The sequence below is a fragment of the Acinetobacter calcoaceticus genome, from assembly GCF_016508255.1.
GTDB classification, from domain to species: domain Bacteria; phylum Pseudomonadota; class Gammaproteobacteria; order Pseudomonadales; family Moraxellaceae; genus Acinetobacter; species Acinetobacter calcoaceticus_E.
This window is the reverse complement of sequence record NZ_JADVKT010000002.1, coordinates 387,775-408,805: the sequence shown is the minus strand read 5'-3', so window position 1 is coordinate 408,805 and position 21,031 is coordinate 387,775. Positions and strand designations below refer to the sequence as shown.

The following is a 21,031-nucleotide window of genomic DNA, read 5'->3' as shown; positions in this document are numbered from 1 at the left end:
AAATATATTTTTATTCAAAAGATAGATTAATGATTAATAAGCTCTCTATTTAAAAAATTTAGATCGTTATTTTATTTTTAAAACCAGAACTAATTCTAGTTTATATAAATTCTAGAATTTTTATTTTCAAAAGCCAATGTAATAAGGAAAAATGATTCATGGCGAAAAATACTGAAAAAGCCCAGCTTGCACTTGGGGACCACGCAGCACGCCAACTGGCCAATGCAACCAAGACAGCTCCTCAACTTTCTACAATTACTCCCCGATGGCTGACTCACTTACTTCAATGGTTGCCTGTTGAAGCAGGTATTTATCGCCTAAACCGTGTCAATAATACCGATGATATTCAAGTAGCCTGCACACAACGTGATGAAGCAACATTACCTCAAACTTTTGTTGATTATGACCCAGAGCCACGTGAATACTTTTTAAATGGCGTATCTACCGTTTTAGATGTGCATACACGTGTTGCTGACCTTTACAGCAGCCCACACGACCAAATTAAAGAACAACTTCGTTTAACCATTGAAACGATTAAAGAACGCCAAGAAAGTGAACTCATTAATAACCCTGAATATGGTTTGTTGGCGAGTGTGACTGATGACCAACGTATCTCGACCTTAAATGGCCCGCCTACTCCAGATGATTTTGACGATTTGCTGCGTAAAGTTTGGAAAGAACCGGGATTTTTCTTAGCACATCCTGATGCGATTGCAGCATTTGGCCGTGAATGTACACGTCGTGGTGTACCACCACCAACGGTTAGTTTATTTGGTTCGCAATTTATTACATGGCGCGGGATTCCACTTATTCCATCCAATAAAATTCCTGTAGAAGACGGCAAAACTAAAATTTTGCTGCTTCGTGTTGGTGAAAAGCGTCAAGGGATTGTTGGATTGTTCCAACCGGGTCTTGCTGGTGAACAGTCACCTGGGCTTTCAGTACGTTTTATGGGAATTAACCGTAACGCGATTGCGTCATATCTGATCTCATTATATTGCTCACTTGCAGTACTCACTGATGATGCATTAGCAGTGCTAGATGATGTGGAGGTGGACAAATATCATGACTACCCAGTTAACTACAAATAATCTGCAAGGTAGTCCAACAGGGCCGGAAGTGACTGGTGCTCACCCACCAGCCAACTTACCCAATGAGTCCACCATTGCTCGACTTGCCAATGAGTTTTTTTCAGCATTACCCAGCTCAAGCAGTTCGACTTCTCCATCGGGCCTTAACTTGGACTTACCTGTCGGAGCGCCACCGCACCCACCACAACCGGGTGAATCATTTTCTGCACTCAGTGGTCGTGCGCCCAATATCGCCTTTCAGAAAAGTCTCAATCCGGAATATCCTGAACATATTCCAAATTTGCCAGACTATCCTGAACGACGAATTGTAGCCTCAGCACCTGTGGTTGGTGGAGCTAATTTGCCACGCCCACCATTTGAACCACATTTGCCACAAGCTGCTCATAGTGAACCAAATGTGCCACGCATTGAACCAAACTTACCCACTGGTGCTGGTGAATCACCTTATTATTTTTTAAATGATTTTTCTGCCCCAAATGCAGCAGAGCCATCTGTTAAAGGTGTTGAAGATAATTATTCGGTTGCGCAGTCTTTTCAGTTACCACATGGTGACCAGCTAAAATCGTTGCTGACGGAAGATCGTTTTGCAACGAACACACCTACCCAAAGTTCGGCAGGCTCTGGATTTTATTTTTTAGATTTGCCTCAAAGTGGACAAAGTTATAGTCACTATCAACCATCACAACCCACTTTTGTAGCAAGTAGTGCTCAACCACTTGATGTGCATGCCATACGTCGCGATTTTCCCATTTTACAGGAACGCGTCAATGGCCGACCTCTGGTCTGGTTGGATAATGCTGCGACCACACAAAAACCGCAGCGCGTGATTGACCGGATTGCTTATTTTTACCAGCATGAAAACTCAAATATTCACCGTGCTGCACATGAGTTAGCGGCTCGTGCAACTGATGCCTATGAGCATGCAAGAAATGTAGTTGCCCGATTCATTGGTGCACCCTCTTCCAAAGAAATTATCTTTGTCCGAGGAACAACTGAAGGGATTAACCTCATTGCAAAAACATGGGGTGAGCAAAATATTGGCGAGGGTGACGAAATTATTGTTTCTCACTTAGAACACCATGCCAATATTGTGCCTTGGTATCAACTCACTAAAAAAACTGGTGCAAAATTAAGAGTCATTCCTGTGGATGATACGGGTCAGATTATTTTAGAAGAGTTGCCAAAACTAATTAATGAGCGCACTAAACTGCTGTCGATTACTCAAGTTTCGAATGCTTTAGGTACAGTCACACCTGTTGCTGAAGTCATTAAAATTGCACATGCCAAAGGTGTACGTGTTTTAGTTGATGGTGCTCAATCTGTTTCGCACATCCCTACCGATGTACAAGCTCTCGATGCAGACTTTTTTGTGTTTTCTGGACATAAAGTGTTTGGTCCAACGGGTATTGGCGCGGTCTATGCAAAACCAGAGTTGCTAGAAAGCATGCCCGTTTGGGAAGGCGGCGGTAACATGATTCAGGATGTTACCTTCGAACAAGTAGTTTACCAACCTGCACCAAACAAGTTTGAAGCTGGAACTGGAAACATTGCCGATGCTGTTGGTTTAGGTGCTGCACTTGAATATGTCGAAAGTCTAGGTATTCATAACATTGCTCGCTATGAACATGATCTACTCGAATATGGTCAAAATGCGCTGAGCAGTGTGTCGGGTTTACGTTTAATTGGAACGGCACATAACAAAGCCAGTGTCATGTCCTTTATTTTACAAGGCTATTCAACTGAACAAGTCGGTAAAGCTTTAAATCAACATGGTATTGCTGTACGTTCTGGTCACCACTGTGCACAGCCAATTTTACGTCGTTTTGGTGTAGAACAAACTGTACGTCCATCTTTGGCTTTTTATAATACGACCGAAGAAATTGATTTATTGGTTTCAGTGTTACATCAACTTACGCGTAATAGGCGTACGAGTTAATTCTATTTTTGAAAAAAGACTGCTTTCGAGTGGTCTTTTTTATGGATTATTTACTGAAGCTACTTTAGCTCAAAAGTTAAATATAGAAGTAACAAGTCAAAGTAATTATCACGGCGGAGTCTTATTATTTTAAATTCGATTTCTGGATTAGCCTTCGGCTCGCGCTAAGAGTTATTAATACTCTAGACAATTTAAAGTAATTATCACGGCGGAGTCTTACCGTTTTGCCTCCAAAGAAAGTAGCTAATTCTGTTACTTTTTTTTAAAAGTAACCAAAAACTTTCTCATCCACAGAACCTGTTCTCTGTTTTCATTTTTCAAAAAAAATTGCAAATACATTATCTTTATAAATTATGGGCAGGCTGTGGATGAAATTTAGCACGAGCAAATACTGGTATGACTGTCGTGAAAACTATATATACAATCTACAATCGTACTTCTGTAATATCCTCAAATACTCACAGCAATTAAACAAACAATCCCCAAATCAATCTCAATGCAATCCCAATCAACAACACTCCCATCACCCGCTCAAAATAAACCCCAAATTCCAAAAATCTTTTACGTACAATAGGCTGTGCAAACAGGACACTTACCACCATAAACCAAATGGCATTGACCATACACATCCAAACCCCATAAAAGACCTGAACTTTCATTGGTGTAGCCGTACTTACAATCGTCGTAAAAATTGCGAGAAAAAAGATGGTGGCTTTCGGGTTTAACGCATTGGTAAGAAAACCCATTGTAAAAGCTTTAAATAAACTTGGAGCATCACTATCAGTTTGGCCATTAATATCAATATTGGTATTCGGCTGGCTACGTAAACACTGCCATCCTAAATACAATAAATAAGCTGCCCCCGCTGTTCTGATAAGTGACATGAGCCATTCGCTTTGTTGAATCAAAAAGCCAATACCAACGAGTGTATAAAACACATGAACCGAAATCCCGACACCAATACCAATTGCAGTCAAACATCCAATTAAATAGCCATAACGCACACTTTGTCTGACCGTAATCACAAAATCAGGCCCCGGTAAAATTACGGCTAAAAAATGAATCACAGCTAGCGTCAAAAACTCATGTCCATACAACTGCCACATCTATTCAGTCTCCTCGGCCACGCCATAACTGATACTCAGCTTTCCTTTTTTAAACTGATAAGACTGAATGTCTATAGAGCCAATATCCCCTAATGCTGCGACATGGGTTCCACCACATGGAAATGCAGGAAAATCTCCAAAATTAATTTCACGAAAACCATCACCATGTTGATGCAGATTGGTGGGAAAATTGGCCTGAATATACTTTAAACATTGGTTCTGAAGCATTTCAGCATCAAGTTGTTCGGCCGCTTCCAAAGGAATAAACTGAACCCGAGCATCGTTGGGCCAGTGCTGAGCTTTTGTGGCTTGCCAGCCAAATAAATGCATTACATGGGCAATGAGATGTCCAGCCGAATGTAATCGACTATGATAATTTCGCTTCTTTTCATCCACTTGTGCCAATGCTGCTCCTAACTCAACAGGCTGTGTGCAGTAATGAATGATTTCCCCTTGTTCAATCACTACATGAACAACATCTGCTTCTGCAATTTTTCCCGTATCACTTGGCTGTCCACCACCTTGAGGATGAAAAGGTGTTGCAGATAAACGCACTGCAAAACGCCCATCTTCACATGGGTTACACGCTAAAATTTCAATTTCAGCACTCAGTACACCTTCTAAATACAATGCTTGTGTCATACTTTTTCACACACCCCTTAAGATGAAAAAGATTGTATTGCGATTTATTAGGCGCGATAATCCAATTAAAATCCAAATAACTTTTGCCTCATGAGCACAAATCACAGTCTGGTTCTGTTAAATGAAATGGCAACTTTCGTTAAAGTTGTCGAGTCGGAAAGTTTTTCCGAAACTGCAAGGCAACTTGGTACTACGCCTTCCGCTGTTAGCCGCGCGATTGCTCGTTTAGAACGTGCGTTGGGCACCCGCTTACTCTATCGGACTACACGGAAACTTCGTTTAAGTGAAAGTGGGCAACAGGTGTATCAACGTTGTTTAGACATGGTGAATGCAGCTCAAGCTGTTATGGAAAGTTCAGGTCAATTCCATGTCGAACCCGAAGGTATTATTCGCATGAGTGTTCCAAAAGCCGTGGGGCATTTTATGATTCACCCACATTTACCCGAATTTTTAGCACGTCACCCTAAAATTGATATACAAATGCTTTTAGAAGATCGCTATGTAGACCTTATTGATGATGGAGTCGATTTAGCACTTCGAATTACCGAACAGCCAGCGGGTGGCCTCATGGGTAGAAAGCTCATTGATATTGATCATTTGGTTTGTGCCACACCTGAATATTTAGCAAAGCATGGAACGCCGATCCATCCGCATGATTTAAAGCAGCACGACTGTATCTATTTGGGTGAACAAACCAGTGATTCAAAATGGAAATTTCAACAAGGCAATAAATCAATTAGTGTTGCAGTACGTGGCCGCTACGCTGCAAACCATACAGGTGTGCGTTTGAGTGCAGCATTACAGCATTTGGGTATTGCGAGCTTACCGTACTTTGTTGCCCGTCATGCCCTGCAAGAAGGGAGCTTAGTTCAGGTTTTACCCGACTGGTACTTTAAAACGTACTATAGTGGTGGGCTTTGGTTACTTTACCCACCAACGCGCCATGTACCACCTAAATTAAGTGTGTTGATTCAATATTTGGCAGATAAATTAGCAGCAGAGCCGACTTTATTTAAGTTGAAGTAATATAAAATCAAATAATTAGCACAATAAAATCCTACCTTTTAATCTCTAAAACAAACAGCTAATACGATTACTTTTTTTGAAAAAAGTAACCAAAAAACTTTCTCATCTACAGAACCTGACCACTGTTTACATCTATAAAAAATATTGCAAAAACATTATTTTTAAAAATTATGGGCAGGCTGTAGATGACCCTTTGCTCGAGCAAATACTATTTAGAAGAATCTTAATCATTAAAGATGATTAGCACGATTAATCAACCAATAAATCTTTTGGATTAATGGTATCGCCATAGACTGGTTTTAAAGTTTTTTCATAGGCTTGATGAATCACACCTTCTTTCGCCAATTTCTCTAAATCTTGATTCAACCAGTCCAATAACTCTTTATCGCCTTTTTTCACTGCTGGTGCAATTAAGTCTTGCTCACCTAAATTGGTAATGCCAACGGTGTAATTTGGATTTTCTTTAGCCCACGCTAAAACCAGCAAGTTATCATGTGCAAGCGCAGCGCCACGGCCATCTTTTAGAGCATCAAAAGTTTCAGTGTTTTGCTCATACTTTTGTAGCTTAATTTCAGGATGGGTCTTGGTGAAGAATGAATCAGCTGTCGTCCCTTTGTTCACCAACAAAGTTTTGTCCTTAAGTTGAGCAACATCGGTAATCGGATGGCTTTTAGGAGAAACGACACCTAGTGCTACTTTCAAATAAGGCTTAGCAAAATCGACGACTTCTTTACGTTCTTGCGTAACAGTAAAGTTTGCAAAAATAATATCCACTTTATTGGCTTTTAAATATTCAACACGGTTAGCCGCTTCAGTTAAAACAAACTCTACTTTGTTTTCATCGCCCAACAGATCTTTAGCGACATGCTTGGCAATTTCTACATCAAAGCCCTGATTTTTACCTTGAGCATCTAAATATCCAAACGGCGGTTTATCACTAAATACGCCAATTCGTACCACACCATTCTTTTTAATCTGTTCAATACTTGACGTAGTTTGTGTAGTATCGGCCTTTTTTTCAGTAGATTGGCTTCCTTTATCACATGCAACCAAACCTAAACTCAGTAAAGATGCAGCCAAAATATGCTTCACGTTTTGAAATGTTAATGTTGTCATTATTTCACCCTATCGTTCTTGTAAAAGTCTTATTTAAAATCGCAGCGCCTACTTTTAGACACTGCTTCAGCGATATCGAAAATTATTGGCCTACATCTAAAAACACATTCGGATTTACCGAGTCACCGTAAATTGGTTTTAAGGTTTCATCATAAATTTTCTTGATTTCACCGCTGGTTCTCAGTTGCTTTATTTCAGTATTGAGCCAATTCAATAATTGGGTATTGCCCTTTTTAACTGCTGGTGCAATAAACTCTTGATCACCAATAGACTGGATACCCGCCACATAACTTGGGTTCTTCGCGGCCCACGCTAAAGCATAGGTACTATCTTGTGAAATTGCGTCACCACGACCGTCGGTTAAGGCTTTAAAAGCATCTGAGTTTCTTTCAAACTTTAATAAATTCACTTTAGGATAATGCTTGGTAAAGTAGGTATCTGAACTTGTGCCTTTATTTACAATTAAGGTCTTACCTTCTAATTGGGCAATATCTGTAATCGGCTTGGTTTTAGGCGAGACAATACCAAATGCACCTTTTAAATAAGGTTCAGCAAAATCTACAACTTCCTTACGTTCAGGCGTCACTGTAAATGTCGCGAACACCACATCGGCACGATTTGATTTTAAAAACTCTACCCGATTTGAAGCTTCAGTCACAATAAATTCAATTTTCTTATCATCACCGAGCAAATCTTTAGTCACCCGTTTTGCTAAAGCCACATCAAAACCCTGATTATTCCCAGCACTGTCTACATAACCAAACGGCGGATCATCGGCAAAAACGGCAACTCGTAGAACTCCATTTTTTTTGACTTGCTCTAAAGAATGGTCTTCTTGACTATTGCTTGCCTGTTCAGTTGATGGCGTTTTACTACATGCAGTTAACAACACCCCAGCAACAGCAAGACTGCTTAATATTTTTATTGAATTACGTTTAAACATTCACTTCCTCATGATTCAAATAATAAAAATTTAGTACGACAAAATATTTAAGAAAGCTTTCGCTCGTTCTGTTTTCGGCTGTTCAAAAAAATCTTCAGGTGTGGCCTGTTCAATAATTTTACCCTTATCCATAAAAATAATGCGGTCAGCAACCTTGCGGGCAAAGGACATCTCATGTGTCACAATCAACATGGTCATTCCTTCATTCGCCAACTTAAGGACTACATCGAGCACTTCTCTAACCATTTCTGGGTCAAGCGCAGCAGTAATTTCATCAAGCAAAATGACTTTAGGTTGCATTACCAGTGAACGCACAATAGCGATACGTTGTTTTTGTCCGCCTGAAAGCTGTCGTGGATAATCAAGTTTTCGCTCAAACAGTCCAACTCGCTTTAACAACTCATCTGCTACTTGTTCAGCTTCATCACGGTGGCGTTTTTGTACTTTGAGTGGTCCAAGCAAAATATTGTCAATGACGTTCATATGCCCAAACAGCTCATAGTTTTGAAAAACCATGCCAATTTTTTGACGAGCATTAGTCCAGTCCACATCTTTACCCAAAACACCTGAACCAGTTAAATGGATTTCACCACCCTGAATCGGTTCTAAGCCGTTAATACAGCGCAATAAGGTACTTTTACCGCAGCCCGATGGACCTAAAATTACAACGACCTCACCTTGTTCTACATCCAGATCAATGCCTTGTAAAATATGACTTTGTGCAAATGATTTCTGTAATTGTTGTATCGATAACAAAGGCATAATTACTCCCAGACCTTTTCTAAATGTGCCGCCAAACGAGATAAGGGATAGCAAATCAGAAAATACAAAATAAAAATAAAGCCATAAATCCAAAGAGAAGCGCTCGGCACGGTCAATAGCGAATTTTCAATAATTTGCTGGCCAACTTTAATCACCTCAACCACACCAATAAGCACTGCCAAAGAGCTGGTTTTCACCATTCGAGTAAATAAATTAATCGCGCCAGGTGTTACTCGTTTTAGACTTTGCGGAAAAATGACGTAGACCAAAGCTTGAACATGGGTAAGTCCGAGCGCATAGGCTGAATCGCGTTGATGTTGATCAATTGAAGTAATGGCTGCACGGACCAAGTCTCCCATTTCAGCCGTACCCCACAAGACAAACACAACAACACAGACCCACATTGCAGAAAACTGCCAGTTAAACCATGTCGCAAAGCCGAAATAAAACACAAACAGCAAAACTAAAATTGGAATAATCCGAATCGCTTCTAAATACAGGCGGCACAGCGCTTTAACGACTATGTTTTTAGAAGTCATAATGACTCCTAAAACCGTGCCGAAAATTGCAGAGAAAAACACTGAAATAAAAGCAATTTTTGCAGTTGACCAAAGTCCCCACATTAGACGTTCGAGGTGACTCGCTTGAAATAGATAATCAAGTTCCATGGCTCACCTTCCGACTTCTGTGCTCCAGATAACTGGTTAAAATCGATACGGGCAATAAAATAATCAGATAAGCCATGATGAGTAAAAACAAAGCTTCCGTGGTTTTATAGTCCATGCCAATTAAGTCTTTGGTGACAAAAAGCAGCTCAACCACAGCAATAGCACTCACCACAGAACTTTCTTTAATGAGAAATAGACAATTTGCCCCTATTGCCGGAATTGAAATGGCAAGCGCTTGAGGAAAAATGACATATCTAAAAATTTGAGTCGGTTGTAAGCCAATACTTTTTGCAGAGTCAATCTGGCCTTTTGCAATCGATTGCAAACCTGCTCGAAAAGCTTCAGCCATATAGCTGCCGCCTAAAAAGGTCAGTCCGATCACACCGCAGGCAAAACCATCGATTTTGATACCAAGTTTTGGCAAACCGTAATACAAAAAGAACAGTTGAATTAATAAAGGGGTATTTCGAGATAACTCAATATAGAACTGGGCAATTCTATTTAGCACCCGCACGCGATATGTGATTAAAATGCTGCAAATCAGCCCTACAATAATAGCCAGAATAATGCTGATAATTGAAATTTTCAGCGTGGTCAAAGTTGCAGAGAAAAATTGCGGCAACACACTATGGATATACTGCCAGTTCAAGGAAAATTCCAAAATAATATAAAAACGTTATAAATATTTGGCTTTCATCAGCCATTAAATATTTGTGTAGCGAGTTTATTTTTTTCCCAATTGGTCTAAAACTATTTTTATTTGATAAGCTTTTCTATAAGTTTGATAACTCTGAGTTGGCAGTCTACAACGTTAAAATCAGTATTTTATAACTGCTTAAAACATATTCGCCACACTCATACTACCTAACAAAATCCATAAAAAAATCGGACATTAAATGTCCGATTCTCATTAAATAGTTTTAAGTCTATTCATTTATTTTTTAAGTACATCACCAGTGCTTGGATCTTTATCAAATACCGATTTTGCATAGGGGCAAAGCGGAATTACCTTTACGTCTTTTTCACGAACAAAGGCAACTAGTGCATCTAGCATTTGTCTACCTACGCCTTGTCCCCGATAATTTTCATTTACATCTGTGGCATCAATAATCAACATGCCTTCGCCAGCCCATGTATACGTCATTTCACCCGCGACGGTTTCACCATCAAGCAAACTAAAACTACCATGTTTCGTATCATCTTTTTGTTGAATATTCACAATGAATTCCTCGTATTACGACTCATATTTATTTAAAAATGACTTTGTTTATCTTTGACTATAAGAACAAATTTAAGTGTAAAAAAATAGCCTGTTTTTAGCAGTGAGTCTGTATGCTTTTTAAATACAATTCATGCATAAAACTCATAATTCTATTCGTAATTTCGTGCCTAATCCTTTCAAACCATTGCTGTTAAGCTCTCTGATCAAATTGATTCATTTCTCACATGAACATTCAAAGGTTTTAAAATCGGAACTTTTATGTCTTCTTTTCGTCAAATTGAGCAGAACTTACAGGAAAACAATACACCCGCATGGGGTGCCGTATTTGTAATGTCACTCTGCTGTTCAGTATTAATTGCCTCGGAGTTCATGCCCGTCAGTTTACTCACGCCAATCTCTGCAGATTTAAACATGAGTGAAGGGCAAGTCGGTCAAGCTATTGCCATTTCAGGCATTTTTGCTGTGATAACCAGCCTATCAATTAGCCGTGTTTTTAAAACATGGGACCGACGCCCTATCATGCTGTTGCTAACCCTACTTATGATTATTTCAGGCATTATTATTACATTCGCCCATTCTGCTGTTTTATTTATGTTGGGCCGTGCAATTTTAGGTGTAGTTATTGGTGGCTTTTGGGCCATGTCTACCTCAATCGTTATGCGGCTTGTACCCCCTTTAGCAGTTCCTAAAGCATTAGGTTTGTTAAATGGAGGAAATGCCTTAGCGACAACCATTGCTGCACCTTTAGGAAGTTTTTTAGGTTCAATCATTGGTTGGCGCGGTGCTTTTTTCTGTATTGTGCCAATTGCGGTTTTTGCGCTTATTTGGCAATTTAAAAGTATGCCTGCTTTACCTGCAATTATATCGGCTGAGAAGTCAAAAAACCCTTTTGGCCTGCTTAAACGTCCTATTGTACTGTACGGCATGTTAGGTGTTTTATTACTCTTTATGGGGCAATTCGCACTCTTTACCTATTTGCGTCCATTTTTAGAAACTATCACTCATGTCGATGCAGCCCAACTATCTACCTTGTTATTAATATTAGGTGTTACAGGCTTAGTGGGTACGTTCCTTATTAGTTTGATGCTTCACCGACATGTTTATCGTTATCTCATCATCATTCCTTTCATGATGGCAGGCACTGCGGGAGCCTTTGTGCTGGGTGGTCAGCATATATGGTTTGTTGCCATATTGATGGGTTTATGGGGCTTTATCGGAACGTCGGCACCTGTTGCATGGAACACGTGGCTTGCCCAAACACTACATCAAGATGCCGAAATTGGCGGTGGTTTGATGGTTGCGATTATTCAGTTTGCAATTACTTTAGGTGCAACCGTAGGCGGGTTGTTATATGACTCACATGGCTATACCGCGACATTTTATCTGAGCGCTATTATCTTATTGTTAGGGTCTATCACTGCTTTTCTTACATGGCGTAGTGCTACTCACGCAACACATCAATAACCAATCGTAACGCAGGTGAAAGTTGTCTGCGATGTGGGTAGTACAAATGGTATCCGGGAAACTGGATACTATAATCTTTTAAGACCTGCACAAGCTTCCCCTCTTTTAGATCTCCTCGAATCAAGTCTTCTGGAATATAAGCAAGTCCAAATCCAGCTCTAACCGCCTCGACGATATCGTAGCTTTCATTAAATATCCATTGACCCTGAATTTTCATTTTTGTTTCTTGACCATCTTTCATAAATTCCCATGCATAAACACTGCCTTGGGTCGTTAAACGAAAGCCAATACATTGATGACTCAATAAATCTTTCGGTGTTTGTGGAATTCCATATTTTTCAAAATATGCCGGAGTTGCTATGACCACCATTTTGACATCTGGGCTTATACGTACTGCAATCATGCCATCAGCCACACGGCTTCCAAAACGAACACCTGCATCAAACCGCTCAGCAACAATATCGACCATCCCACTATTGGCAGTCAGCTCAACTTGTACATCTGGATACTCACCTGCAATCTTTTTAAGTTTTGGAATAAGTACTTCCCGTATTGCATGACTACTGGCATTAATCCGAACCGTGCCAGCAGGTTGATCTCGAAATGAAGTTAAAAGAGATAATTCATTATCAATCTGATCGAAGCTGGCACTAATCGTTTGTTTCAACCTTTCGCCTGCTGCTGTTGGTGAAACACTTCGTGTGGTTCGAGTCAAAAGTAACATGCCTAACCGCTCTTCTAACCCTCGAATGGTATGGCTTAGGGCAGATTGTGAAATTCCCATTTTCCCAGCAGCCTTAGTAAAACTGCCCTCTCGAGCCACCATTAGAAAGGCATAAAGATCATTATAGTTTTCTTTATTTATCATCTGCTTTATCTCTTATTGGGAAGTCAATCTCATTATAGAGCATAAAACCATTCATGAATATTACTCATAAGTCCATGTTTGTTTTTTAGACTAATTATTAAAAAGAAGATTCGTTAAAATCCATATTAAGCAGTAAACATGAAGATTTAAATAAACTGAGGCGATTATTATGAGTCATTTTTATTATTGTAAAAAATTAATAAATTCCATTCATATCTTTACGTTAAAGAATAAATAGTTTCATCGCATTTATGTGCTTGTTTCTTAAAGAAGTGAGGTAATTTGATATGGTTAATCATAAGTTTTTTAAAGGCTTAGTCAGCCTATGTGTTTTGTTCTCAGTTACTTCCGCCTCTTATGCAATAAAGCCTCAAGGTAAAAATCAACAAAGGGTATCGATGATGAAAATCCGTATTGATATTGATGAAACACAGCAACCGCTATTTGCCACATTACGCATGACACCTACTGTTGAAGATTTTATCAAACAACTTCCACTGACATTAACACTTAAAGATTATGACTCTACTGAAAAAATAGCCAATCTACCAAACAAGCTAACTATGCAGAATGCGCCTCTTGGTTATGCGGGCAAAGCTGGTGATCTTACCTATTATGCTCCGTGGGGTAATCTGGCTTTTTTCTATAAAAATTCTCATGTTGGCTATGCAAATGGTCTCATTTTTCTTGGGAAACTGGATGCCATTCCTCAACAATTTAAGCAGAACCGACCGATCAAAATTTCAATTTCTCAAGTGAAATAAGCGTGAATTAATCCCCCACTTTAAATGGTTTTATTGAGGTATCTATGACTACATCTCCCTTGTTTAAAAAGCTTAAAACCCATACGGCGGCTGCAATTTGTGCAGCAACTATTGGTCTATTTTCTTCAACTTCTGGTATGGCGGCCGATATGTCTAATGGTGCAAATAACTTCTATCAAAGTCAGCAAGTGACCATTCAAAAGGTGACTTTTAAAAATCAATACAATATGGATATTGTCGGCAATCTGGTTATTCCCAAAAATCTGAATAAAAAGGTTAAAGCACCTGCAATTGTAATTGGTCACCCTATGGGTGCTGTCAAAGAACAAAGCTCTATGCTTTATGCACAAAAACTGGCTGAACAGGGTTTTGTAACCTTAGCAATTGATCAATCATTTTGGGGTGAAAGCTCGGGCCAACCAAGAAATGTGGTTGCACCAGACATTTATGCAGAAGCGTTTAGTGCCGCTGTAGATTATTTGGGAACACAATCCTTTATTGATCGTGAACATATTGGTGCTCTGGGCATTTGTGGAAGTGGAAGTTTTGTCATTAGTGCTGCAAAAATTGATCCGCGTATGAAAGCGATAGCAACTGTCAGCATGTACGACATGGGTGCAGTAAACCGAAATGGCTTACGTCACTCGCAAACCTTAGAGCAGAGAAAGCAAAATATTGCAGAAGCGGCTGCTCAGCGTTATGTTGAATTTACAGGCGGTGAAAAAAAATATACCAGCGGCACTACGCATGAGTTAACCGCAAATACACACCCTATTCAGCGTGAATTTTATGATTTTTATCGTACTCCACGTGGAGAATATACGCCTAAAGGATCATCAAGAGACCTTACAACACATCCAACACTGACAAGTAATGTCAAATTTTTAAACTTCTATCCATTTAACGACATTGAAACAATTTCACCACGTCCAATGTTGTTTATTACAGGTGATCAGGCCCATTCAAAAGAGTTTAGTGAAGAAGCTTATAAACTCGCAGGCCAACCTAAAGAGCTTTACTACGTTAAAGGCGCTGGACATGTTGATTTATATGATCGGACCGATCTTATTCCATTTGATAAATTGACCAGTTTCTTTAAACAGAACTTGAAGTAATACAAACAATAGAGGCTCAATGAGAGCCTCTAGCTTTTTAATTTGCTTAATGAAATTCTTGCACCAGACTATTAATATGTGCCACGGCAGCGGTTCGGTTTTCAACGCAAAGTTTTTCAAAAACATGTTCTAAATGTTTGTTTACCGTCCGTGGGCTAAGCTCTAAAATTTCTGCAATATCTTTATTGGTTTTACCCAATAATAGCCAGTGCATAACTTCGGCTTCACGCTGAGTCAATTGTGGGCAATATTTCAAAATATCAGCCATTTCCAAGGCAGGTGTAGAAGTTTTAATCTGTATAAGATAATTTTTAGCCACACTTGTTTGTGTTTGCCACGGCGTGAGTAATAAAAGTTGTAATTGCTGAGATGGTGTCGAATAAGAACAGCTTGTTAGTTTTTTAGGGTCTTTTTCTTGCTCTAAGTCTGAAAACCATGCTTTCAAACCTGCCTCAAAACCTTCTATTTCAGGCAAATATTGGTTTAATAAATCACTGGCTTTTTGAGTTTTCCAAACAATTTTACCGTGAACATCTAGCGCAAGAATTGCTGTTTCCGTTGCATCAATCACCTGTTTTTGTTGTTGCAACAGTTTGGCATGTGCCAAATGCGTTTTTACTCTTGCCAGTACTTCTTCAATATTCAGTGGTTTGGTTACGTAGTCTACCCCACCGACCTGAAAACCACGCACAATATGTTCTGTTTCAGACAAGCCTGTCATAAAAATAACGGGAATAAACTGCGTAATTGGACTCGCTTTAAGTTGTATACAACTTTCAAAGCCATCCATATGTGGCATATTGCCATCAAGCAAAATCATATCTGGTAAGCAACGATGTGCAATTTCAATTGCGCTCAACCCATCCGTTGTGACAAGCACGCGATAACCTGCCTGATCCAGACTTTCATGCAGCAAGCCCAGATTCTCCGGCACATCATCCACAATCAGAATAACAACCTGCTCGTTTGGCGAAGCTTGCTGAAAAGAAACGTGTTGCGTACTCATTGTTTATCCTGAATCAATCGTTGGGCATGTTTTAAATCAAATCTTTGAATTGCTTGGGTAAGCTGTTCCCATAACTCGTTATGCTCTGGAAAATTTTGACGGCATTGCGTTAAAGTCTGTTGAATTCCACGTATATAACCTTGTCCAATTAACTCATTTAACTGTTGCAGCGCTTGAGTTAAATCTTGTATATCATTATTTTCCGGTTTTAATTGAGGTTCTTGCCCCGCGTCTTGTTCTTTTTTTAACACCTTTATATCGATAGGATTAAACAAATTATTTTCTTCTCGTGAAGTTGATTTAGAATCAACCCACACCAAACCTAACTTGTCTCCAATTTTACTGAGCAATAAATTGAGGTCGATTGGCTTTAACATGAAGTCTTCACTTAAGACTGCATCTTGTGGATTGACTTCGCGCTCACCTGCATTGGCCGAAATAATTAAAATGGGCACATTGGTAATATTGTTCTGACGCAATAACCGTGCAGTTTCCCACCCGCCCATCAAAGGCATATTCAAATCCATCAAAATTAAGTTAGGCTGAAAAATAGGAACACGTCTTAAACAATCAATGCCCGACTCGGCTTCTTCAATAATAAACCCTAAAGGTTTTAGAAAATTAGCGACTAAACCTCGGTCTACCGCTTCATTATCGACAACCAAAATTCGTTTCCGCTCACCTTGATAGCCAGTAATTTGATTGGAATAAACATTAGAAATTGGATGAACCACTTCTTTTGAAGGCAAATAAAACTTAACTTTAAACTGCGAACCCTGATTGAGCTGGCTACTCACAGATAGCTGGCCACCGAGTAAATCTACCAATAATTTTACAATCGGCAGTCCGAGTCCTGTTCCGGTAAACCCACCTTGAACCACGTTACTGCCACGCTCAAACGGGTTAAATATCCGCTCCAAATCCCCTTCGGCGATACCACAGCCTGTATCTCTAATTTCAAAATAAGCCGTTTGAAAACGATACTCGACTTTCAACGTTATTGTGCCGCTCATCGTAAATTTTAAAGCATTGCCCAGCAAATTGATGAGCACTTGCTCTAAGCGTTTTTTGTCGGTACGAACATAGTGCGGCAGGTTATCTCCAATTTCATAAACAAACTGTAAATTCTTCTGTTCAAACTGCGGCTGAAACATTTGAATAATCTGTTCAATAAAATTTGGAAAATGCACATCCACCACATTTAAAGAAATTTTGCCCGTTTCAATTCGTGCTAAATCCAGTAAACCGTCAATCAGTGAAGTCAGATGCTGCCCACTACGGCTAATCACCCCGAGCGCCATTTTGCCTTGTTCTGAAAGCTGCTCTTGTTTTTGAAGCAATTGGCTATAGCCCAAAATACTATTTAGAGGTGTTCGTAATTCGTGGCTAATACCAATGACATAACGACTTTTTGCATCATTTGCCCGTTCTGCTAAAATTCTGGCGTCTTGCAGGTCTTTTGAAGTGACTTCATGGGCAGCAATTTCATCAAACAATAATGCTGTTTGCTGATGCGTTTCGATTTCGGCATTACGACGGCTTTCATCATTTAACACTAACCACCATGCAGCAACGCTCATCAATAAAAATAAGATGGTGTAAATTTTGACAAACAGTGTAAATAACTGAGGAACGGCTGCCGCATTAATTGTTTCTAAGTAGGTTTTTTCTTGGATATAAACCAGACTTAAACTCACTGCCAAAACGATCGATAGCCCTAAAGTGAGTAATAAATATAAACTGACCCTGCTATTTAAACGACTAGCCCAACGTTCAGGTAAATACTGCCAAATGGCTTTTTTTAGTTGTACTGACCAACGTGCATCAGGTTTACATAAATCGTGACAGCGTGCTTCAAGTGAACAGCATAAAGAACAAATCGTACCGTTATAGGCTGGGCAGCCCGCCATATCAGCCAGTTCATAGTCCCTTTCACACACCACACAGTTTGCCACTGAAGTTGCCTGAATCTTTTCAGGCTGCCGAGCAATGTAATATTTGCCTTTGGTTAAATAAGCAATGATAGGAACACATAACATCGCGCTCCCCAAAGCAATGAAACTTGCCAAACCTTTCGCCATCAATCCGAAAAAGCCTAGATAACTGAGCATCGATAAAACTGAAGCAATCAGTAAAGCCCCCACACCTACGGGATTAATGTCATATAAATAAGCACGGCGAAATTCAATTCCCTTTGGACTTAAACCTAAAGGCTTACAGATAATTAAATCGGCAACAACGGCGCCAATCCATGCCAACGCAACATTGCTATATAACCCCAAAATGCGTTCAACTGCATGGCTAATGCCCATTTCCATCAAAACAATAGCAATAAAAACATTAAAAAGAAGCCAAACAATTCGCCCCGGATGGCTATGCGTCAAACGGGCAAAAAAGTTTGACCATGCCAATGAGCCAGCGTAGGCATTGGTCATATTAATTTTAATTTGGGCCACGCAGACCAGTGCCAGAGTCAAGATTAAAGCAAGCTGTGGGTTTGGAATAAATTGTTGATAGGCAATCCAATACAGATAAGTTGGGTTGTCCAGTTCAGAAGCAGGAATAAAAAGTTGAAAAGCCAGAACCATGAGCAGCATGCCCATCAAAACTTTTAAAAATCCGAAAATAATCCAAGATGGACCACCCAGAAAAACAGCAAAGCGCCATGCAGTTCTATTGTTTTCTTGTTGCGGCAAAAAGCGTAAATAGTCGGCTTGCTCACCAATTTGTATCACAAACGAAAATATAAGAGTGCATGCCGCACCAAAATAATACAGATTAAAATCGGTCGAGTTCGAAACCGCACCAACAAAATGCAGGCTACTACTTAAAATTTGTGGTTGTTTCCAAAGTACAAAAAACCACGGCAATAAAAGCAATAAGAGCCAGATGGGCTGAGTGATTGCCTGAACTTTGTTAATAAAACCAATACCTTTGACCACTAAAGGCAAAATCACTAGTGCGGAAATTAAGTAACCAATAACTTGTGGAATGCCTAAAGCCAGCTCAAGTGCCATCGCCATAATTGCGGCTTCAAATGCAAGCAAAATAAAGGTAAAGCTGGCATAAATCAGAGACGTAATGGTCGAGCCAATGTAACCAAAACCTGCACCACGAGTGAGCAAATCGACATCTACATTATATTTTGCAGCGTAGTAACTAATCGGCCAACTGGTTAAAAATATAATGGTACATACCACTATTGCTGCCCACACCGCATTGCTAAAGCCATACTGCCAAAGCATGGTCGCCCCAATGGCTTCCATTGCCAAAAAGCTGACCGTAGAAATTGCAGTATTGGTCACCGTCCAAGGTGACCATTTACGTACTGAGGTCGGCGCATAGCGGAGTGCATAATCTTCGATACTTTCATCTGCCACCCAAATATTATATTCACGGCGTGTTTTAATCACACGTTGTGGCGCTTGTTGGGGGCGTGAAGAATCTGGCATAACACTCATGTTTAGGATGTGGCAGGTATTAAACCCAGCAATCCTTATGCCAAAAGTCATTTATCATGGCTATTTTTTCTAATACGCACATATACGCAAAATAACGTATTTTCAATTTTTCCCAAAAATCACACACTCAGATTCATTAAAAAACAATGATCAATATTTGTGTTGATTGACCGAAAATGATTGGGAGATTGATGTTATGAGTGTATCTGAACATCCAAATCTGGACACTGTGCAAGGTACAGATTCACAAAAAGCCGTGAATGAAACCTTAGAAGATTATACTTTACGTTATGCTCCACACAGCTTTCGGCGCTGGAGTCCCAAAGTTGTTGCTATTACTGCACTTGGCGGTATTGCCTATCTTGCTGACTTTTCTATTGGTGCCAGTATTGGTATGTCTTATGGAACAACCAATGCTGTTTTCTCCATTTTATTTGCAGCAATTATTATCTTCTTAACTGGCATTCCTTTAGCCTACTACGCCGCACGTTATAACATCGACCTTGACTTGATTACCCGTGGTGCAGGTTTCGGTTATATCGGCTCAGTTCTGACCAGTATCATTTTCGCCAGTTTCACATTTATTTTCTTTGCACTTGAAGGTTCAATCATGGCGCAAGGGTTATTGCTCGGTTTAGGCATTCCACTTTGGGCAGGCTATCTCATCTCGACCATTATGGTTATTCCGCTGGTGATTTACGGCATGAAAGCCTTAAGTAAATTACAAGTCTGGACCACTCCACTTTGGCTTATTCTCATGATTGGTCCGGTCGCCTATCTGATTTACCAAGAACCAACCTTAGTCAGCCAATTTGCTACTTTTACTGGTAAAGAAGGTTTTGCAACTGTAGACATGGCAGCCATCATGTTAGGTGCTGGTATCTGTTTATCTTTGATTATGCAAATTGGTGAGCAAATTGATTATTTACGTTTCATGCCGGCTAAAACAAAAGAAAATAGCAGAGCATGGTGGGCTGCGGTTATTTCAGCGGGTCCGGGTTGGGTCATTTTAGGTGCGATCAAACAAGTTATTGGGGCATTTTTAGGTTTCTATTTACTCACTAAAATACCGGGCGTAAACAGCACTGAACCTGTTCAACAGTTTAATGCAGCGTTTCATGACATGCTTCCGGGCTGGGCTGCTTTAACACTTGCGGTTATTTTGGTGGTCATTTCTCAAATTAAGATTAACGTGACCAATGCTTACTCTGGTTCCCTTGCATGGACAAGCGCCTACACACGTATTAGCAAACATTATCCGGGTCGTATTGTATTTGTGATCGTAAACTTAGTAATTGCACTTGCCTTAATGGAAGGCAACATGTTTGCGGTACTGGGTAAAATCTTAGGGTTCTATTCAAACTTTGCCATTGCGTGGGTTGTGGTTGTTGCAACAGACATTTCAATCAACAAATACGTTTTAAAACTTTCACCAAAAGAACCTGAATATCGCCGCGACATGCTATACAACGTAAACCCTGTTGGTATGGTGGCGTTCCTTGTGTCAGCAGGATTATCGATTGCCGCATTCTTCGGATTATTTGGTAGCTTCTTGGCTCCTTACTCACCGCTTATCGCACTGGTACTTGCTTTTGTATTAACCCCAATCATGGGCTTATTAACCAAAGGAAAATACTATATCAAGTCACACGATGATGGCATTAAAGAACCACGTTATGACGCTGAAGGTACACCAGTTGCGACAGTTTACCACTGCCGTGTATGTGAAGAAGGTTATGAACGCCCAGATATCATGTTCTCTCATAAACATAACGGTACGATTTGCTCTTTGTGTAAAACACTAGATACCTAAAATGATCTAAAAATAAAAAAGAAGCTTT

19 protein-coding genes and 1 pseudogene are annotated in these 21,031 nt (G+C 39.9%); 9 read left to right on the top strand and 11 right to left on the bottom strand.

Features of this window, described 5'->3' with window-relative positions; translation table 11 throughout:
• Positions 1 to 158: 158 nt before the first annotated feature.
• On the top strand, positions 159 to 1,091 hold the full coding sequence (locus tag I5515_RS05845; RefSeq protein WP_199965197.1) for a family 2A encapsulin nanocompartment shell protein: 933 nt from the start codon (positions 159 to 161) through the stop codon (positions 1,089 to 1,091).
• Positions 1,066 to 3,027 carry a family 2A encapsulin nanocompartment cargo protein cysteine desulfurase gene (locus I5515_RS05840; RefSeq protein WP_199965196.1) on the top strand — a complete coding sequence of 654 codons (1,962 nt, stop codon included), beginning with the start codon at positions 1,066 to 1,068 and terminating at the stop codon, positions 3,025 to 3,027. The genes I5515_RS05845 and I5515_RS05840 overlap by 26 nt, the downstream gene beginning before the upstream one ends.
• 467 nt (positions 3,028 to 3,494) lie before the next feature.
• Here the strand turns inward: I5515_RS05840 and I5515_RS05835 are convergent, their stop codons facing one another.
• Both I5515_RS05835 and I5515_RS05830 read right to left on the bottom strand, forming a co-directional pair.
• Positions 3,495 to 4,133: a LysE family translocator gene (locus tag I5515_RS05835; RefSeq protein ID WP_199965195.1), complete on the bottom strand. Its 639-nt coding sequence runs from the start codon at positions 4,131 to 4,133 to the stop codon at positions 3,495 to 3,497.
• On the bottom strand, positions 4,134 to 4,775 hold the full coding sequence (locus I5515_RS05830) for an alanyl-tRNA editing protein (protein ID WP_199965194.1): 642 nt from the start codon (positions 4,773 to 4,775) through the stop codon (positions 4,134 to 4,136). It abuts the gene before it with no gap.
• 90 nt (positions 4,776 to 4,865) lie between these two features.
• Here I5515_RS05830 and I5515_RS05825 point away from each other — a divergent pair, with 90 nt between their 5' ends.
• Positions 4,866 to 5,801 (top strand): LysR family transcriptional regulator, encoded by a 936-nt coding sequence (locus tag I5515_RS05825; RefSeq protein WP_199965193.1) that lies wholly within the window; start codon positions 4,866 to 4,868, stop codon positions 5,799 to 5,801.
• A gap of 76 nt (positions 5,802 to 5,877) precedes the next feature.
• Positions 5,878 to 5,991: pseudogene (locus tag I5515_RS05820) on the top strand (hypothetical protein); the annotation flags it as partial.
• A gap of 59 nt (positions 5,992 to 6,050) precedes the next feature.
• Here the strand turns inward: I5515_RS05820 and I5515_RS05815 are convergent.
• The 5 genes from I5515_RS05815 to I5515_RS05795 form a co-directional block, all read right to left on the bottom strand.
• Positions 6,051 to 6,917 (bottom strand): cysteine ABC transporter substrate-binding protein, encoded by an 867-nt coding sequence (locus I5515_RS05815; protein WP_199965191.1) that lies wholly within the window; start codon positions 6,915 to 6,917, stop codon positions 6,051 to 6,053.
• A gap of 82 nt (positions 6,918 to 6,999) precedes the next feature.
• Complete coding sequence (locus I5515_RS05810) at positions 7,000 to 7,860, bottom strand: transporter substrate-binding domain-containing protein (RefSeq protein WP_199965190.1); 861 nt, start codon at positions 7,858 to 7,860, stop codon at positions 7,000 to 7,002.
• A gap of 30 nt (positions 7,861 to 7,890) precedes the next feature.
• Positions 7,891 to 8,622: an amino acid ABC transporter ATP-binding protein gene (locus tag I5515_RS05805; RefSeq protein WP_199965189.1), complete on the bottom strand. Its 732-nt coding sequence runs from the start codon at positions 8,620 to 8,622 to the stop codon at positions 7,891 to 7,893.
• A gap of 2 nt (positions 8,623 to 8,624) precedes the next feature.
• Positions 8,625 to 9,290 (bottom strand): amino acid ABC transporter permease, encoded by a 666-nt coding sequence (locus I5515_RS05800; protein ID WP_199965188.1) that lies wholly within the window; start codon positions 9,288 to 9,290, stop codon positions 8,625 to 8,627.
• Positions 9,280 to 9,939: an amino acid ABC transporter permease gene (locus I5515_RS05795; protein ID WP_199965187.1), complete on the bottom strand. Its 660-nt coding sequence runs from the start codon at positions 9,937 to 9,939 to the stop codon at positions 9,280 to 9,282. Before I5515_RS05795 ends, I5515_RS05800 begins: the two co-directional genes overlap by 11 nt.
• 62 nt (positions 9,940 to 10,001) lie before the next feature.
• On the opposite strand from I5515_RS05795, the gene I5515_RS05790 reads away from it, so the two are divergent.
• The gene (locus tag I5515_RS05790) at positions 10,002 to 10,121 is read left to right on the top strand and encodes a hypothetical protein (protein WP_199965186.1); all 120 of its coding nucleotides are present in this window, start codon (positions 10,002 to 10,004) and stop codon (positions 10,119 to 10,121) included.
• Between the two features lie 103 nt (positions 10,122 to 10,224).
• Here the strand turns inward: I5515_RS05790 and I5515_RS05785 are convergent, their stop codons facing one another.
• Positions 10,225 to 10,509: a GNAT family N-acetyltransferase gene (locus I5515_RS05785; protein ID WP_199965185.1), complete on the bottom strand. Its 285-nt coding sequence runs from the start codon at positions 10,507 to 10,509 to the stop codon at positions 10,225 to 10,227.
• Positions 10,510 to 10,770: 261 nt separating this feature from the next.
• Between I5515_RS05785 and I5515_RS05780 the strand changes: the two genes are divergently transcribed.
• On the top strand, positions 10,771 to 11,976 hold the full coding sequence (locus I5515_RS05780) for an MFS transporter (protein WP_199965184.1): 1,206 nt from the start codon (positions 10,771 to 10,773) through the stop codon (positions 11,974 to 11,976).
• Here I5515_RS05780 and I5515_RS05775 read toward each other — a convergent pair.
• Positions 11,954 to 12,844: a LysR family transcriptional regulator gene (locus tag I5515_RS05775; protein WP_199965183.1), complete on the bottom strand. Its 891-nt coding sequence runs from the start codon at positions 12,842 to 12,844 to the stop codon at positions 11,954 to 11,956. The two genes, I5515_RS05780 and I5515_RS05775, sit on opposite strands and share 23 nt — an antisense overlap.
• A gap of 287 nt (positions 12,845 to 13,131) precedes the next feature.
• Between I5515_RS05775 and I5515_RS05770 the strand changes: the two genes are divergently transcribed.
• Positions 13,132 to 13,608, top strand: coding sequence for a cyclophilin-like fold protein (locus I5515_RS05770; protein WP_199965182.1), 477 nt, complete (start codon positions 13,132 to 13,134; stop codon positions 13,606 to 13,608).
• A gap of 44 nt (positions 13,609 to 13,652) precedes the next feature.
• Entirely contained in the window at positions 13,653 to 14,723 is a 1,071-nt protein-coding gene (locus tag I5515_RS05765; RefSeq protein WP_199965181.1) for an alpha/beta hydrolase, read from the top strand.
• 46 nt (positions 14,724 to 14,769) lie between these two features.
• Here I5515_RS05765 and I5515_RS05760 read toward each other — a convergent pair whose 3' ends face one another.
• Together I5515_RS05760 and I5515_RS05755 are read right to left on the bottom strand one after the other, a co-directional pair.
• On the bottom strand, positions 14,770 to 15,729 hold the full coding sequence (locus tag I5515_RS05760) for a response regulator transcription factor (protein ID WP_199965180.1): 960 nt from the start codon (positions 15,727 to 15,729) through the stop codon (positions 14,770 to 14,772).
• The gene (locus tag I5515_RS05755) at positions 15,726 to 19,190 is read right to left on the bottom strand and encodes an ATP-binding protein (protein ID WP_199965179.1); all 3,465 of its coding nucleotides are present in this window, start codon (positions 19,188 to 19,190) and stop codon (positions 15,726 to 15,728) included. Before I5515_RS05755 ends, I5515_RS05760 begins: the two co-directional genes overlap by 4 nt.
• A 196-nt stretch (positions 19,191 to 19,386) precedes the next feature.
• Between I5515_RS05755 and I5515_RS05750 the strand changes: the two genes are divergently transcribed.
• Positions 19,387 to 21,003 (top strand): purine-cytosine permease family protein, encoded by a 1,617-nt coding sequence (locus I5515_RS05750; RefSeq protein ID WP_199965178.1) that lies wholly within the window; start codon positions 19,387 to 19,389, stop codon positions 21,001 to 21,003.
• The last annotated feature ends 28 nt before the right edge of the window (positions 21,004 to 21,031 follow it).